Origin of the sequence: Massilia sp. UBA6681 (assembly GCF_002454935.1) — a bacterium.
Lineage (GTDB): Bacteria > Pseudomonadota > Gammaproteobacteria > Burkholderiales > Burkholderiaceae_D > Telluria > Telluria varians.
Genome location: NZ_DKJX01000085.1, coordinates 48921 through 63928 on the forward strand (window position 1 = coordinate 48921; position 15008 = coordinate 63928).

The window sequence follows — 15008 nt, forward strand, 5'->3', positions numbered from 1 at the left end:
ACCCCGGCGGCTTCACACCGCTTCCGGCGCGAGCCGTTGCGGATGGCTGTACAGCACATGGCGCCCTCCCCGCACGAAACCGGCCAGCGTCAGCCCTGCCCGCTCGGCCACCTGCACCGCCAGCGCGGTCGGCGCCGAGACCGCGGCCAGCAGCCCAAAGCCCGCGCGCGCGGCCTTCTGCACCATCTCGAAGCTGGCGCGGCTGGTCACCACCGCGAAGCCGCTTCCCGTATCGGCCCTGGCGCGCGCCAGCGCGCCGACCAGCTTGTCGAGCGCATTGTGGCGGCCGATGTCTTCGCGCACGCACGACAGCTCACCGCTGCGATCGGCCCAGCCGGCCGCGTGCACGGCGCCGGTCGCATGGTGCAGGTCCTGGCGCGCCGCCATCGCCGCCATCGCGCGGTGCAGGGCGTCGGGTGCGAAGCTCACCTGGGTGCTGCCTCGCAGGTCGGCGAAGGCTTCGTCGTCGAAGCAGTCCAGGCTTTCGACACCGCACAGGCCGCAGCCTGTTTTCCCGGTGCGGGCGCGGCGCGTCTGCTTCAGCCGCATCATGGCGCCGGCCGCGATGCGCATCTCGATGGCGATGCCGTGCGGCGCCTCTTCCACCTCGATGTCGTGGATGTCGCGCGCGTCGCGCACGATGCGCTCGCCCAGCGAAAAGCCGAGCGCGAAATCTTCCAGGTCCCGGGGCGAGGCCAGCATCACCGCATGGCTGATGCCGTTGTAGCTGAGTGCCACCGGCACCTCGTCCGCCACCAGCTCGGTCGCGCTTTCCAGGTGCCCGTCGCGCCAGCGCCCGGCCGGCAGCCAGGAGGCACCTTGCGGCGCGAAGAAGCCTTCGCCCGCGTTCACGATGGCCTCCCGCCGCGCTCGAGGATCACATCGATCGCCTTGGCCGCCGGCACCTTGCTTTCCTTGGCGTGGTGCCACAAGGGGATCAGGGCATTGAGCTCGGGGTAGTAGCCGGCGATGCAGCCCTCGGGCACGTCGTAGGGCACCACCGCCAGCCCGCCGACGCGGCGTTCGACGCCATCGTCCGCCGCGGTGCGCAGGCCCACCAGTTCCCCTTCCGCCAGCGCGTGCTTCGCCATGTCGGCGCGCGCCATGAACAGCACCATGCGGCTGCCCTCCACGCCGCGGAAGTGGTCGTCGTAGTTGTAGATCGTCGTGTTGAACTGGCCGTCGCTGCGCACCGTGAACAGGCGCAGCTTGCCGGGGCCGCCCTCGAGGTCGGGATTGCCTTCCAGCGCCGACGGCGCGGTGAACGCGGCCTTGCCCGTGTCGGTTTTCCAGACCCGGTGCGCCGCGCCCAGGGGACGCCGGAAGCCGCCCGGTGTCCACATGCGCGCATTGAAGTCGTGGAAGATGTCGGGATAGGTCTCGGCGATGGCCTCGCGCACCAATCCGTAGTCGGCCACCCAGCGGTCCCAGTCGACGCGCGGATTTGGGTCCAGCGTGGCCTTGGCGATGCCGGCCACGATGGCCGGCTCCGACAGCAGCGTCGCCGCCACCGGCTCGGCCCTGCCGCGCGAGCCGTGCATGCAGCCGGTGCTGTCCTCGATCGTGACATCCTGCTCTCCCCCGCGCTGGCGGTCGATCTCGATCCGGCCCAGGCAGGGCAGGATGTAGGAAGCCTTGCCGTGGATGACGTGGTTGCGATTGAGCTTGGTGGCGATCTGCACCGTCAGCGGCAGCTCGCCCCAGGCCGCTTCCATGAGGGTGCGTTCCGGCACCGCCCGGACGAAATTGCCGCCTAGGCCAATGAATGCCTGCAGCTTGCCCGCCAGGATCGCCTCGCAGGCTTCCACCGTGTTCATGCCGGTCTTGCGCGGCGGCTCGAAGCCATACTGCTCCTTCAGCTTGTCGAGCGGCGCCAGCTCCGGCTTCTCGGTAATGCCGACGGTGCGCTGGCCCTGCACGTTGGAATGACCGCGCACCGGGCACACGCCGGCGCCCGGCTTGCCGATGTTCCCGCGCAGGAGCAGCAGGTTGACGACCATGGTCACGTTCTGCACGCCTTCGCGGTGCTGGGTCAGGCCCATGCCGTAGATGGCCATCACGGCCGATGACTTGCAGTACACGTCGGCAGCCAGTTCGAGCGCGGCACGCGCCAGGCCCGACTCGCGTTCGATCGCCGGCCAGTCGCAAGCGCGCACCGCGGCTTCGAAGTCCTCGAAGCCATGGGTGTGTTCCTGGATGAAGGCGAGGTCGAGGATGCGCTGTTCGCCGGCGGCCAGCGCCGCGTCATCGAACGCGAAGATCGCCTTGCACAGGCCCATGATCGCGGCGGTGTCGCCGCCGGGCTTGACTTGCAGGTACTGCGTGCTGATCGGCGTTTCGTGCCCGGTCAGCATCTCCACCGGGGATTGCGGGTTGGTGAAGCTGACCAGGCCGCGCTCGCGCAAGGGATTGAAGGTGATGATCGGCACCCCGCGCATGCGCGCTTCGCGCAGCTGGTGCAGCATGCGCGGACTGTTGGTGCCGACGTTCTGGCCGAAGAAGAAGATGCAATCGGTCTGCTCGAAGTCCTGCAGCACCACGGTGCCGACCGGCACGCCGAGGGTTTTCTGTAATCCGACCGAGGTACTCTCGTGGCACATGTTGGAGCTGTCCGGCAGGTTGTTATTGCCGTACATGCGCGCCAGCAGCTGGTACATGTAGGAGGTTTCCAGCGAGGCGCGGCCGGAGGCATAGAACACCACCTGCTCGCGCTGTTCGCCATCCAGAGAGCGCAGCGCGGCGCCGATTTCGGCGAAGGCCTTGTCCCAACCGATCTCGCGGTATTTGTCGGTGCCGGGGTCGTAGCGCAACGGCACGGTCAGGCGGCCCTGGTCTTCCAGCGTGTGGTCGTCCCAGGCTTCCAGTTCGGTGACGGTGTGGCGATCGAAGAAATCGGCGCCGATCGTCTTGCTGGTCGTTTCCCAGGCGGTGGCCTTGGCGCCGCTCTCGCAAAATTCGAAAGGGTGCGGATTGGCCGGCTTGGCCCAGGCACAGCTCACACAGGCGAAGCCGTCCGGCTTGTTCTGCTTGAGCAGCAGGCGGCTGTCCTTGATGGGCACCCGCTGGCCCAGCAGAGCCGTGGATACCTTGGCCAGGGATCCCCAGCCACCCGCCGGCATGGTCGCCTTGCCGATCTTAACATTTCCCGCACGCTTGCTCATGGCCGCTCCTCCCAGATAGAGCCGTCAACGCTAGTCCGTTTTTCGGCGTCGTTCGGTGCGCCTTCCCACAATGGCGCCACATGGACGGGTCAGCTGCGAGACAAGCTTGCTTCCGACAATCGGTAAGTTCTTGCAGGAATTTCAATCTTTCTCACCTTCGACTTCGCGCAAGCTTCGCGATTCTTGCCTTCTTGTCCACGCTCCCCGGGCTCGCTACAGTGGTCAGACGAGCTCATGCATATCGCATGGCACCCTCCAAGGAGCCGACCATGAAACGCTTCCTTCCCCTTCTTTTCGATGCCGCCCGGCGCTTCAAGAACGGCATCGCCCTCTCCACCGCAGGCATGAATCCGCCGCGCCGGCGCCTGCTGCTGGGCAGCGCCATGCTGGCCGCGGCGATCGCCCTGCCGCAGCCGGGCGCCGCCCAGCCCTGGACCACGGAAAACTGGACCGGCACCTGGGGCACGGCCCCGGCCGGTCCGCCGCCGGTCGGCCTACCGCCCGACCCCAGCGTGCAGACCTTCACCGACCAGACCCTGCGCCTGATCGTCAACACCAGCACCGGCGGCAACCGCGTGCGCATCCGGCTGTCCAACGAGCTGGGGGCGACACCTTTGACGATCGGCGCCGCCCGCATCGGCCTGCGCGCCGGGGGCTCGGACGTCGCCGCCGGCACCGACCGCGCGCTCACCTTCGGCGGACGCAGCTTTGTCACCATCCCGCCCGGCGCACCGGCGCTCTCCGATCCGGTGGAGCTGAACGTGCCGCCGTTATCAAGCCTGGCGGTGAGCCTCTACCTGCCCGGCACGGTACAGGCGACCACCGTGCACCAGCTGGCCCTGCAGACCAACTACGTGTCGCTGCCCGGCAACTTCACGGCCGCCGCCACCCTGCCGGTGCAGCGCACGATCCAGGTCTGGCCCTTCCTGACCGAGGTCGATGTCGACACCAGCGGCCCCACCATCGTCACCCTGGGCGACTCGATCACCGACGGCACCCGCAGCACGCCCGACACCAACAACCGCTGGCCCGACTGGCTGGCGCGCCGCCTGCAGACCGAGCGCGACCCGGTCCTCGGCATCAACGCGCGCTTCGGCGTGGTCAACCGCGGCATCAGCGGCAACCGCCTGCTGGGCAATTCGCCGAACACCCTGGCCGGGCGCAGCGCGCAGGAGCGCTTCGACCGCGACGTGCTGGCCACCGCGGGCGTGCGCTACCTGGTGGTCCTGATCGGCATCAACGACATCGGCAACAGTTCGGCCACCAGCCCGGTGACGGCCGAGGACCTGATCGCCGCCTACCGCCAGCTGATCCAGCGCGCGCATGCCAAGGGCATCAGCGTGATCGGCGCCACCCTCACGCCCTTCGAAGGCGCGGCCTATTACTCGCCCGAGAAGGAAGTCGTGCGGCAGGCGGTGAACAACTGGATCCGCAATAACGACGAGTTCGACGCCGTGATCGACTTCGACCGCGTCACGCGCGATCCGGCGCGGCCGAGCCGCTTCCTGCCGGCCTACGACAGCGGCGACCACCTGCATCCGAACGACCTGGGCTACCAGGCGATGGGCAATGCGGTGCCGCTGAGCTTGTTCCGTAGCGCCGCGAAGGCGCCGGTCATCGCCAAGTGATGTAAAAAACCGCCGGTCGAGGCCGGCGGTGTTTGATCAGGAATTGTTCCCCGTGCGCGAACTCGTCGGCAGCGGCCGGCCCGGCCGCCAGGTGCGCGACATCGCCTGCGCCTCCTCGATCTGCTCCTGCGTCATCTGGCGCGAGATGGCCGCGCGCTGCTCGACCGCATTATGGTTGCCGCCGGCTGCCGCCAGGTTCCACAGCATATAGGCCAGCACCTTGTCTTGCGGCATGCCTGCCTGGTGGTAGCGGTACATCAGCCCGAGCGCGTGCTGGGCCTCGGCATGGCCCTGCTCGGCCGCCTTGCGGAACCAGCCCACGGCATGGCGCTGGTCCTGCGGCACGGCGTTGCCGGTGTAGTACATGGCGCCGACCACGTACTGGGCGTCGGCCTTGCCCTGCTGGGCCGCCTTGTAGTGCCAGGCGAAAGCCTGCTTGTAGTCGCGCGCGACGCCGCGGCCCATGTAATACATCAGGCCCAGCAAATGCTGGGCATCCGCATGGCCGGCCTTGGCGAGCGGGACGATCTCTTTCAGTGCCAGCGCGTAGTTGCGCGCGTTATACGCGCTGGCCCCTTCCGCGAAGCCCGCATGCGCACTGGCCTGCAGGCCCAGCACGAATGCGATCGCTATCAATAGTTTTTTCATGTCTCGACCATGGAATCAGGGTCTCTGCGTACCCTTGGTCCTCGTGATGGACTCAATGTTGGTTCGTGTCGTTGTTCTTGTTCTGGTCCTGCTTATTTCCAGTTGACCTTGCCCAGGCCGTCGACGCTCACTTTGCGGTTCTGCGGCTTGCCGTGCACCGTCACCGAGCCAAGGCCCGACAGCGTCAGGTTGGCGCTGTCCTTGGCGGTCACGGTCGCGTTGCCCAGGCCCGACAGCTCGAGGGTCACGTTCTCGGCCGAGAATGCCTGGGCGTCCAGGCCGCCCAGTCCGCCCAGCTCGGCCTTCAGCATGCGGCTGCGGCCCGACAGGGTCACGTAGCCGGCGCCGCTGAGGTTCAGCTCGACGCTCTCGCTGTTGATGCTATGTATCTTCATGCTGCCGACACCGCCCAGGTTGGCGGTCATCACCTTGTAGTTACATGATACATTCATTGAGCCGGCCCCATCGAGGTTGAGCTCGAGCTCGTCACCCGAGAAACCGGTAATGGCCGTGCCTCCAACGCTTTCGGAACTGACTTCACGCAGGTTTGGCAGCGTCAGCTCGGCATGCAGGCCCATGCTGCGGCCGAGGTTGATGCTGACGCCCTTGGTCTCGGTGCCGATGCTGATGGTGTCGCCGCTTTGCAGCGTGGTGGTCTTGCCGAGCAGGCGCGGGTCGCCGCTCAAGACCAGCAGCGGCGTGCTGCCCTGGCGGATCTTCAGGTCCACCACCCCGTCGAGCTTGACCCGCACCACGCGCGCATCGACCTGGCGCGTCTCGGTCGCCACGTCCGGCGCCGCCCTGGCCATGCCCATGCAGGTCAACAGCCAGGTACACAGTGCGGCGACAGCGAAGCCGGCCTTGGAAAGCTGATTCATACCATTCTCCGAATACATGTTCGTGTTGTCCGTGGGCCGCCTTGTGGGTGAACCAGTGTGCAACAGCTCAAAATTATCATGTTGCAACTATATCCGTTCGGGTCGCCATCGCCCACCAATCTGCGATGAACTGCAAAAATGGCACCCTGGAGCGGCGTATGCACCGATGGCTGGACTGTGGCGCAAGGTGGACATGAGGCCGGGCTTCCCGATAAAAAGATTACTTATTGGCATGCCATTGAGCTAAGATGCAGCGCATGACGGCCCCGCCGTCAGTACAGTTCCTTTCCGTACTTTTTCGAGGTCAACCAATGCGCATGCGCCAATTACCAGTATTGCTGGCCGGGCTCACGTTCTCGCTGTCGGCGTTCGCCGCCTCCGCGGACCAGTGGACCCTGCCGATCGCCGTCAAGAAGCTCGACAACGGCCTGACGGTCATCGTCACCGAAGACCGCAGCTCGCCCACCGTGGGCGTGTCGGTCGTCTACAAAGTGGGCATGCGCCTGGAGCCGAAGAACCGCACCGGTTTCGCCCACCTGTTCGAACACCTGATGTTCCAGGGCACGCCGAACGCCAAGAAGGGCGTGTTCGACACCACCATCACCGCCGGCGGCGGCCGCAACAACGGCTCGACCCGCGCCGACTACACCAACTACATCGAGACCGCGCCGCGCTCGGCGCTCGAGCCGATCCTGTGGCTGGAAGCGGACCGCATGAAGACGCTCGACTTCAACCCGGCCACGCTGAAGAACCAGCAGGACGTGGTGAAGGAAGAGATCCGCGTGAACGTGAAGAACCAGCCTTACGGCGGCTTCATGTGGATCGACATCGGCCAGCACGCCTTCCAGAAGTGGGAGAACAACCATGACGGCTACGGCAGCTTCGAAGACCTCGAGAACGCCAGCCTCGACGACGTGCGCGCCTTCCACCGCGACTACTACGGCCCGAACAACGCCGTGATCGCGATCGCCGGCGACATTACCCCGGCCCAGGGCTTCGCGCTGGCCGAGAAATACTTCGGCAAGATCCCGGCCCGCCCCACCCCGAAGCCGACCGACTTCAGCGAAGGCCTCAACACCCAGGAAAAACGCCTGGTGCAGAGCGACGCCCTGGCCCAGGTGCCGGCGATCGCCGCAGCCTGGAAGATGCCGCCGCGCGGCCACCGCGACCAGGCCGCGATGGCCGTGCTGGGCGAACTGCTGGCCGGCGGCGACGCCTCGCTGTTCTACCAGGGCCTGGTGAAGGGCCGCGAGATCGCGCTCAACGTCGATTCCCTGTTCGGCCTGACCGGTCCCTTCGAATACGACGGCCCGACCCTCCTGACCGTGTTCGCCCTGTACAAGCCGAACAGCAGCGCCGACGCCATGCTCAAGGCCATCGACGAGGAACTCGCCAAGGTCGCGCAGAACGGAGTGGACGACGCGACGCTGGGGCGCGTCAAGACCCGCATGCTGGCCAACTGGAACAACCAGCTGGAAAGCTTCATCAACCGCGCCGACATGATGGCCAAGATGCAGGTGATGTGGGGCGACGCCAACGTGGTCAACAAGGTCCCGGGCCTGATCGAAGGCGTGACGTCGGAAGACATCCAGCGCGCGGTGCGCACCTACATGGTGCCGACCAACCGTACCGTCATCGACCGCAAGCCGGCCGCGATGCTCGCCGCCCCAGCCACCCCCGCTGCCGCAGCCGCACCGGCCGCCGGCGCAAACAAATAAGGAGCGCATCGATGAAAAAACTGATGCTCGCATTCGCCGTCTCGGTCGCCTTTGCGCCGATGGCCGCCTTTTCCGCCACCTCCGCGCCCGCCGCGGACAACCTGCCGATGCCGGCCTACGGCAAGGACAATCCGATCCCGGTGCCGAAGATCACCAAGAAAACCCTGGGCAACGGCCTGACCGTCTGGGTCGTGCCGCGCAAGGGCCTGCCGCGCGTGGACTACGTGCTGGCGGTACGCGGCGCCGGCTTCGCGGCCGACGCGCCGCAGTCCCCGGCCTTCGCCAACATGCTGGCCGGCCTGCTCAACGAAGGCACCGCCAAGCGCGACTCGCGCGCGATCGCCGAAGCGGCCCAGGGCATGGGCGGCGAAGTCGGCGCCAGCGCCACCTCGGACGGCATCGTGGTGTCGGCCAATGCGCTGGTCTCGCAGGCCGCGCCGATGATGCAGCTGCTGGCCGAAGTGGCGCGTACCCCGTCCTTCCCGGAAAGCGAAGTGGCGCTGGCCAAGGCCAATGCGCTGCAGTCGCTGCGCGTGTCCGAGACCCAGCCGGGTTTCCGCGCCGAACGCGCCATCAGCCGCGCGGTCTACGGCGACCATCCTTACTCGCGCACCACCCCGACGGTGGAAGCCATCAACGCGGTGACCCAGGACATGCTGCGCCTTGAGCACGGCAAGCGCCTGCGCCCGGACCGCGCCTTGCTCGTGATCACCGGCCCGGTCAAGGAAGCGGACGCGCTCAAGCTGGCCGAACAGGCCTTCGGCGATTGGAAGGCCAGCGGCCCGGCCCTGCCGGAAACCGCCGCCGCCCCGGCCAATGCCAAGCCGGCGCGCATCCTGCTGAACCGCGACAAGAGCGTGCAGTCGGCGGTGCGCCTGGGCAGCCCGGGCATCGCGGCGAGCGCGCAGGACCAGATCCCGCTGCGCCTGGCCAGCACCATCCTCGGCGGCGGCTTCTCGAGCCGCGTCAACATCAAGCTGCGCGAGGAAAAGGGCTATACCTACGGCGCCTCGGCCGGTGCGCGCATGAACCGTGCGGGCGGCGCGATCGTCGGCGGCGCCGACGTGCGCAACGAAGTGACCGGCGCGGCGCTGAACGAATTCTTCTCGGAGTACAAGCGCATCGGCACCGAACCCGTGCCGGCCAAGGAAATGGAAATGAACAAGCGCTACGTGGCGGGCGGCTACATGATCAGCAACCAGCTGCAGCGCTCGGTCGCCGCGACCCTGGCGCAGAACTGGCTGGTCGGCCTGCCGGCCGAGTTCCTGGGCGAGTACGTGCCGCGCATCCAGAAGGTCACGCCGGAACAGGTGCGTGAGGTGGCGAAGAAGTACTTCAATCCGGAGAACCAGTCGATCGTGGTGGTCGGCGATCCGAAGGCGGTGGGCGAGCAGCTCAAGGCCTTCGGCGAGTTCACGGTCACCGACAAGTGATCCTGCTTGCTTGATGTGGAAAGCCCCGCTGACGCGGGGCTTTTTTCAATCTCCAGCCATCTTCATCAACACCAGCCCCGACACGATCAGCACCGCCGCCACCACGCGCATGGTGTTGAGCTGCTCCCCGAGCACCGCGACCCCGACCACGAAGGCGCCGACGGCGCCGATCCCGGTCCAGATGGTATAGGCGGTGCCCAGGGGAATGCTGCGCATTGCCCAGGACAGCAGCAGGAAACTGGCGATGCTGCCGACCAGGGTGATGATGCTGGGCCAGAGCCGGGTGAAGCCATGCGACTGCTTCATGGCCACCGCCCACACCACTTCGAAGAGTCCCGCCAACAACAACAATATCCAAGCCATTCGGCCATCCTCTCAAAAAGCCGGGCCGGCCCGGTCGTAGCCCTCCCACGACGGGGAAGGCAGTTTCTCAAAAGGGCGCTATTCTACCCTTTCAGCGCTTTTTCCAGGTCCGGCAGCTCGGCCGGCTTGACCAGGTGGGCGTCGAAGCCGGCCTCCATCGCGCGCCGGCGGTCTTCCGGCGAGCCGTAGCCGGTGTGGGCCACCAGGCGGATGTTCGACAGCGCCGAATTCTTCTTGATGCGGCGCGCCACTTCGTAGCCGTCGATGCCCGGCAGGCCGATGTCGAGCACGATCACCTGCGGCTTGTGGCGCAGCGCCAGCCCCTCGATCTCGGCGGCGTCCGAGGTGGTGCAGGTCTCGTAGCCCATCTCGGCCAGCAGGAAGCCCATCATCTCCATGGCGTCGACGTTGTCGTCCACCAGCAGCACGCGCATGCCGCTGCCGCCCTGCTTGGAGGCCTCGGAATGATCCAGGCCCGCCGCGCCTGCGCTGACGCGCAGCAGCGGCAGCTCGACCGTGAAGGTGCTGCCCATGCCGATGCCCGGGCTCTGGGCCGACAGGCGCCCGCCATGCAGCTCGATCAGGTGCGACACCAAGGACAGACCGATGCCCAGGCCTTCCGGGGCGCGGTCCGGCGGCACGTCCACCTGGGCGAACATGCCGAAGATGCGCGGCAGGTTGTCCTCGGCGATGCCGATGCCGTTGTCGCGCACCGCGATCTGCACCCGTTCGTTCTCGAGCAGGGAAACGCGCACCGACAGCTCGCCGCCCTTCGGCGTGAACTTGGCCGCATTGTGCAGCAGGTTGCCCACCGACTGGGCCAGGCGCACCGGGTCGCCCATCACCCACACCTGCTGCTCCGGCAGTTGCACGTCCAGGTGGTGGCCGCGCGCCGCGATCAGGGGGCCGGCGGTCTCGATCGCTTGGGCGACCACGGCGCCCAGGTCCACCTCTTCGGTGCGCAGCACGATCTTGCCTTCGGAAATGCGGGCGACGTCGAGCAGATCGTCGACCAGGTGGGCCAGGTGGTCGACCTGGCGCGTGATGACTTCGCGCGCGCGCGCCTGGCGCTCGGTATTGCCGTCGCTGTTCGCTCCCAGCAGCGCGGCCGCGTTGCGGATCGGGCTGAGCGGGTTGCGCAGCTCGTGGGCCAGCGTGGCCAGGAACTGGTTCTTGTTGCGGTCGGCCGCGCGCAGCAGCGCTTCCATCTCCTTGCGCGCGGTGATGTCGCTGGTCACGCGCGCCACCCGGTACACTTCGCCACGCGCATTGCGGACCGCAAACAGACGGTCGCGCACCCAGTGCGTGCGCCCGTCCGGTCCGAGGATGCGGAACTCGTCGTCGTAGTGCGGCGCCTGCTCCAGCTGGCGCCAGCGCTGCGCGATGCGCTCGCGGTCCTCCGGATGCACGGCGTCCAGCCAGCTCCCGGGCCGCTGGCGCAGCGCATCCAGGCTGCCGCCCCAGACGTCCGAATACGCCGGACTGACGTACTCCAGGTCGCCTTCCGGCACGGCGAACATCCAGAACACGTCGTCGATGTTGTCGGTGATCTGGCGAAAACGCTCTTCGCTGTCGCGCAGCTGGACCTGGGTCTGGTGCATGCGCAGCAGCGCATTCACGTTGGCAATCAGCTCGTCGGCCTCGATCGGCGCCGCCAGGTAGTTGTCGGCGCCCCCTTCCAGCCCGCGGATCTTGTCGGCGCGACCGGTCAGCGCCGCCGATGTCTGCAGCACCAGCACCATGGCGCTTTCGGGATTGGCCTTGATGCGGCGGCAGACTTCGATGCCGTTGATGTCCGGGAGCTTCACGTCGAGCAGCACCAGCGCCGGGTTCAAGCGCTTGACGATCTCCAGCGCGTCGGTGCCGTTGGTCGCCTCTACCACCTCGAATCCCGCTCCCTGCAGGATGCGGTTCTTGGCGTAGCGGGCGCCGTCGTTATCGTCAACGTTGAGGATCAGGGTGGAATTGGCTTTCATGATTCGGTTCCATCGTGGCTGGGCTGCGGAAAGCGCCGCGGCAAGGTCAGCGTGAAGGTCGAGCCTTCTCCGACCGTGCTCTGCACGTCGACGCGCCCATGCAGCAGTTCGGCCAGCTTGCGGCACAGCGGCAGGCCCAGGCCCGTGCCCTTGCTGCGCCGCTGGAGCGGATGCTCGATCTGGCTGAACTCTTCAAAAATCAGTTGCAGGTTGTCCGGGCTGATGCCGATCCCGGTGTCGGCGACCGCAAAAGCGATCGTATCGAGCTGTGCGTCGTAGGTGGCGGACACCCGTACGGCGCCATGCTCGGTGAACTTGAGCGCATTCGAAATGAAGTTGCGCAGGATCTGGGAGATCTTGCCCTCGTCCGAATCGAAGGGCTGGGTGAAGTCGCTCGGCTCGAAGATCAGTTCGACCCGCCCTTCGTCGACCAGCGGCCGCATCATGCCCTTCAGTGCACGGAACAGGTTGTCGACCACCACAGGCGCCAGCTGGACCTCGACCTTGCCGGCCTCGATCTTGGCCAGGTCGAGCAGGTCGTTGACCAGCTCGGACAGATCATTGGCGGCCTTGGCGATGAACTGCACCTGGCGCTCCTGCTCCGTGGTCAGGTCGCCGTCCATGCGGTCCAGCAGCAGCTGGGCCAGGGCGCGGATCGAGGACAGCGGGGTGCGCAGTTCGTGACTGGTATTCGACAGGAAGCGCGACTTCATCTCGTCGGCGCGGCGCAGGCGTTCGGCCTTGTCCTCGATCTCGGCGTACAGCGCGACGATGCCGCGGTTGGTGTCTTCCAGCTCGCGCGTCAGCGACAGCAGGTCTTCCTGGCGCTCTCGCAGCTCGGCCAGGGTGCCCAGCAGCTCGTGGTTCTGCAGCTGCAGTTCCTGCAGCATGTTCGAGACCGGGCTGCCGGCCAGGCGGTTGCTGATCTCGGCCAGGCGCGCGCTGTCGACGATGGCTTGCGGCGGCAGCGTCTTGCGCATGGTGACCGCGGTGACCATGCCATCCTCCGGCTCGACCTCGCAGGAATCCATGAGGCGGTGCGCGCTGATCACGGCCAGTTCCGGCAGCGTTCTGCTGAAGCCCGCGTCGCGTGCCGCCGGCGTGGCGGAGCGGCGCTCGCCGGTGCCGGGATTGATCGTGACCTCCAGGTACTGGCGCCCGAAGTTCCGGCCCAGCAGGAAGGCGGCGCGTCCTCCCGAGCCCAGGTGGCACGCGGCCCGGGCGATTTCGGACACCGCGGTGGCCACGCGCACCTGGTCCTGCTGCGAGAACCCGAGCAGCTCCGATACCTGGCGCGCGCGCTGGCGCACCACGACCACGTCCTGGTCGCTGTCCAGCGCCACGTTGAGGATGCGGTGCAGGCTCATGTCAGCTCCCATGCCGGCGCACGACCAGCACCATGGCGTCGTCGCGGCGACGGATGAAATCGCGCATCAGGATGGCCGCGATCAGCACCGGGCTGCGCCCGGCCAGTCCCGGGTACTTGTCCAGGTCCCACTGCGTCTGGATGCCGTCCGAGTGCATGATGCACGTCGCCCCCGGCGGGAAGGGCTGCGCGAACTCCTGCACCTTGCGCATGTTGTGCCCGACGATGCCGTTGTGCGACACCAGCGCGCGCCGGCTGCCGTCGATCACGCAGCCGGCGATGTTGCCCACGCCGGCAAAGCGCAGCTCGCCGGCGTCGAAATCGATGCGGGCGGTCGCCAGCGCCGCGCCGCGCGTCGGGCGCAGGGCGTCGTGGGCAGCCTGCATCAGCTCCCCTGCCCCTACGCCCTTGCGCGCTTCCAGTGTGCGAACCGCGGCGGCGGCGGCGCGCGCCGCCTCCGGACCGTGGCCCAGGCCGTCGGCAGCCAGCAGGGTCGCGCCCCTGCCGTCGCAGCGCACCGCCCAGCCGTCGCCGCATTCCTCCTCGCCGGCCATCGGCGCCCACAGGGCGCCGATCTCGACGCCGCAGGGTTCGGGCGCCGGCACATCGCGCCAGATGCGCATGAAGAAGGCCGTGCCGCCGCCGGGCTTGGTGTACACATCGAACTCGTCGGACAGGCGGCGCAACGCGCCCAGTCCGGTGCCGGCCGTGCCCGTGGTGGACATGCCGTCGACCAGGCTGGCGTTCAGGTCGAGAATGCCCGGGCCGTTGTCGACCGCGAGCACGTCGACGCCCACGCCGGCGCTCGATTGCGCCGGCCCGACGTGCATCTCGCCCTCGCCCGCATGCTTGAGGATGTTGGTGGCGGCCTCGGTGATGATCAGCGCCAGCTGGCCGGCGCGGGTCTCGCTGAAGCCGAGCGCATCGGCCAGTTTCTGGCCGCTGCGCCGTACCGCCGCCACGTCGCTCGCGTGGGTGATCGCGAAGACTTCCTGCTGCGTGAGTGAACTGATCAGCGCTTCCATTTCACCACCAGCACGGCAGTGCCCTCTCCGGGACGGCTTTCGATGTCGAATTCATCCGCGAGGCGCCTGGAGCCGCCTAGGCCGAGGCCAAGGCCTCCGCCGGTGGTGAAGCCGTCGCGCAGCGCGGTATCGATGTCCGGGATACCCGGACCGGCATCGACGAACAGCAGCCCGATGCCCTTGCGGATGCCGTCGGTCAGGCTGTCGAGGTGGACTTCGCCGCCTCCGCCGTATTTGATCGTGTTACGTGCCAGCTCGCTCGCGGCTGTGACCAGCTTGGTCTGGTCGACCAGGGACAAGGCAATGGCCACCGCCCGCTCGCGCACCTGCTTGCGCAGGCCTACAACGTCCTCATCCGACTGCAGGCGCAAGGTCACGCGTGCGGTGCGATGCTGGCGGTGGCGGTCCAGCAGCGCGGTCTCGAACAGGACTGCGTCGGTTTGCGCGCCGTTCATTATTTATAGCTCTTTCCCAACAGGGCCATGCCCTTTTCAACGTTGAGAGCGGTCTTCACGCCATGCAGCGTCAGGCCCAGCTCCACCAGGGTGATCGCCACCGCCGGCTGCATGCCGACCACCACGGTGCGCGCATCGAGCACGCGTGCCATGGCGGCGGTATTGCTGATCATGCGGCCGATGAAGGAGTCGACCAGGTCGAGTGCGGAGATATCGATCAGGACGCCCTTGGCGCCATCGCTCACGATGCGTTCGGTCAGGTCGTCCTGCAGCTGCATGGCGAGGCGGTCGTGCATGTCGACCTGGATCGTGACGAGCAGCAGGTCGCCCATGCGCAGGATAGGAATGCGTTCCATG

13 protein-coding genes are annotated in these 15008 nt (G+C 67.3%); 3 read left to right on the plus strand and 10 right to left on the minus strand.

Features of this window, described 5'->3' with window-relative positions; all coding sequences use genetic code 11:
- Positions 1–12: 12 nt before the first annotated feature.
- Entirely contained in the window at positions 13–852 is an 840-nt protein-coding gene (gene fdhD, locus B2R83_RS15120; RefSeq protein WP_292042874.1) for a formate dehydrogenase accessory sulfurtransferase FdhD, read from the minus strand.
- Positions 849–3161, minus strand: a complete 2313-nt coding sequence (locus B2R83_RS15125) for an FdhF/YdeP family oxidoreductase (protein WP_292042878.1) — start codon at positions 3159–3161, stop codon at positions 849–851. The genes fdhD and B2R83_RS15125 overlap by 4 nt, the downstream gene beginning before the upstream one ends.
- 269 nt (positions 3162–3430) lie before the next feature.
- On the opposite strand from B2R83_RS15125, the gene B2R83_RS15130 reads away from it, so the two are divergent.
- On the plus strand, positions 3431–4789 hold the full coding sequence (locus B2R83_RS15130; RefSeq protein ID WP_292042879.1) for an SGNH/GDSL hydrolase family protein: 1359 nt from the start codon (positions 3431–3433) through the stop codon (positions 4787–4789).
- Positions 4790–4825: 36 nt separating this feature from the next.
- On the opposite strand, the gene B2R83_RS15135 is transcribed toward B2R83_RS15130, so the two are convergent.
- Positions 4826–5437 (minus strand): tetratricopeptide repeat protein, encoded by a 612-nt coding sequence (locus tag B2R83_RS15135; protein WP_036205779.1) that lies wholly within the window; start codon positions 5435–5437, stop codon positions 4826–4828.
- A 92-nt stretch (positions 5438–5529) separates the two neighbouring features.
- Positions 5530–6315 (minus strand): GIN domain-containing protein, encoded by a 786-nt coding sequence (locus B2R83_RS15140; protein ID WP_292042882.1) that lies wholly within the window; start codon positions 6313–6315, stop codon positions 5530–5532.
- Positions 6316–6632: 317 nt separating this feature from the next.
- Here B2R83_RS15140 and B2R83_RS15145 point away from each other — a divergent pair, with 317 nt between their 5' ends.
- Together B2R83_RS15145 and B2R83_RS15150 are read left to right on the plus strand one after the other, a co-directional pair.
- Complete coding sequence (locus B2R83_RS15145; RefSeq protein WP_292042884.1) at positions 6633–8033, plus strand: M16 family metallopeptidase; 1401 nt, start codon at positions 6633–6635, stop codon at positions 8031–8033.
- Positions 8034–8044: 11 nt separating this feature from the next.
- Positions 8045–9466: a M16 family metallopeptidase gene (locus B2R83_RS15150; RefSeq protein WP_292042887.1), complete on the plus strand. Its 1422-nt coding sequence runs from the start codon at positions 8045–8047 to the stop codon at positions 9464–9466.
- A gap of 45 nt (positions 9467–9511) precedes the next feature.
- Here the strand turns inward: B2R83_RS15150 and B2R83_RS15155 are convergent, their stop codons facing one another.
- The 6 genes from B2R83_RS15155 to B2R83_RS15180 all read right to left on the minus strand — a co-directional run bounded on the left by B2R83_RS15155 (position 9512) and on the right by B2R83_RS15180 (position 15007).
- Positions 9512–9829 carry a DMT family transporter gene (locus tag B2R83_RS15155; protein ID WP_036213926.1) on the minus strand — a complete coding sequence of 106 codons (318 nt, stop codon included), beginning with the start codon at positions 9827–9829 and terminating at the stop codon, positions 9512–9514.
- 83 nt (positions 9830–9912) lie between these two features.
- On the minus strand, positions 9913–11805 hold the full coding sequence (locus B2R83_RS15160; RefSeq protein ID WP_292042891.1) for a response regulator: 1893 nt from the start codon (positions 11803–11805) through the stop codon (positions 9913–9915).
- Positions 11802–13172, minus strand: coding sequence for a sensor histidine kinase (locus B2R83_RS15165; RefSeq protein WP_292042894.1), 1371 nt, complete (start codon positions 13170–13172; stop codon positions 11802–11804). Before B2R83_RS15165 ends, B2R83_RS15160 begins: the two co-directional genes overlap by 4 nt.
- Position 13173: 1 nt before the next feature.
- Positions 13174–14196 carry an ATP-binding protein gene (locus B2R83_RS15170; RefSeq protein WP_292042897.1) on the minus strand — a complete coding sequence of 341 codons (1023 nt, stop codon included), beginning with the start codon at positions 14194–14196 and terminating at the stop codon, positions 13174–13176.
- The gene (locus tag B2R83_RS15175) at positions 14184–14651 is read right to left on the minus strand and encodes an anti-sigma regulatory factor (RefSeq protein ID WP_081926036.1); all 468 of its coding nucleotides are present in this window, start codon (positions 14649–14651) and stop codon (positions 14184–14186) included. The genes B2R83_RS15170 and B2R83_RS15175 overlap by 13 nt, the downstream gene beginning before the upstream one ends.
- Entirely contained in the window at positions 14651–15007 is a 357-nt protein-coding gene (locus tag B2R83_RS15180; RefSeq protein ID WP_027867697.1) for an STAS domain-containing protein, read from the minus strand. Before B2R83_RS15180 ends, B2R83_RS15175 begins: the two co-directional genes overlap by 1 nt.
- Position 15008: the final 1 nt, after the last annotated feature.

Excerpts from the sequence above, each read along its gene's own strand:
- B2R83_RS15125 (WP_292042878.1), bottom strand. The coding sequence starts at position 3,161 with ATGAGCAAGCGTGCGGGAAATGTTAAGATCGGCAAGGCGACCATGCCG.
- B2R83_RS15130 (WP_292042879.1), top strand. The coding sequence starts at position 3,431 with ATGAAACGCTTCCTTCCCCTTCTTTTCGATGCCGCCCGGCGCTTCAAG.
- B2R83_RS15135 (WP_036205779.1), bottom strand. The coding sequence starts at position 5,437 with ATGAAAAAACTATTGATAGCGATCGCATTCGTGCTGGGCCTGCAGGCC.
- B2R83_RS15140 (WP_292042882.1), bottom strand. The coding sequence starts at position 6,315 with ATGAATCAGCTTTCCAAGGCCGGCTTCGCTGTCGCCGCACTGTGTACC.
- B2R83_RS15145 (WP_292042884.1), top strand. The coding sequence starts at position 6,633 with ATGCGCCAATTACCAGTATTGCTGGCCGGGCTCACGTTCTCGCTGTCG.
- B2R83_RS15150 (WP_292042887.1), top strand. The coding sequence starts at position 8,045 with ATGAAAAAACTGATGCTCGCATTCGCCGTCTCGGTCGCCTTTGCGCCG.
- B2R83_RS15155 (WP_036213926.1), bottom strand. The coding sequence starts at position 9,829 with ATGGCTTGGATATTGTTGTTGTTGGCGGGACTCTTCGAAGTGGTGTGG.
- B2R83_RS15160 (WP_292042891.1), bottom strand. The coding sequence starts at position 11,805 with ATGAAAGCCAATTCCACCCTGATCCTCAACGTTGACGATAACGACGGC.
- B2R83_RS15165 (WP_292042894.1), bottom strand. The coding sequence starts at position 13,172 with ATGAGCCTGCACCGCATCCTCAACGTGGCGCTGGACAGCGACCAGGAC.
- B2R83_RS15170 (WP_292042897.1), bottom strand. The coding sequence starts at position 14,196 with ATGGAAGCGCTGATCAGTTCACTCACGCAGCAGGAAGTCTTCGCGATC.
- B2R83_RS15175 (WP_081926036.1), bottom strand. The coding sequence starts at position 14,651 with ATGAACGGCGCGCAAACCGACGCAGTCCTGTTCGAGACCGCGCTGCTG.
- B2R83_RS15180 (WP_027867697.1), bottom strand. The coding sequence starts at position 15,007 with ATGGAACGCATTCCTATCCTGCGCATGGGCGACCTGCTGCTCGTCACG.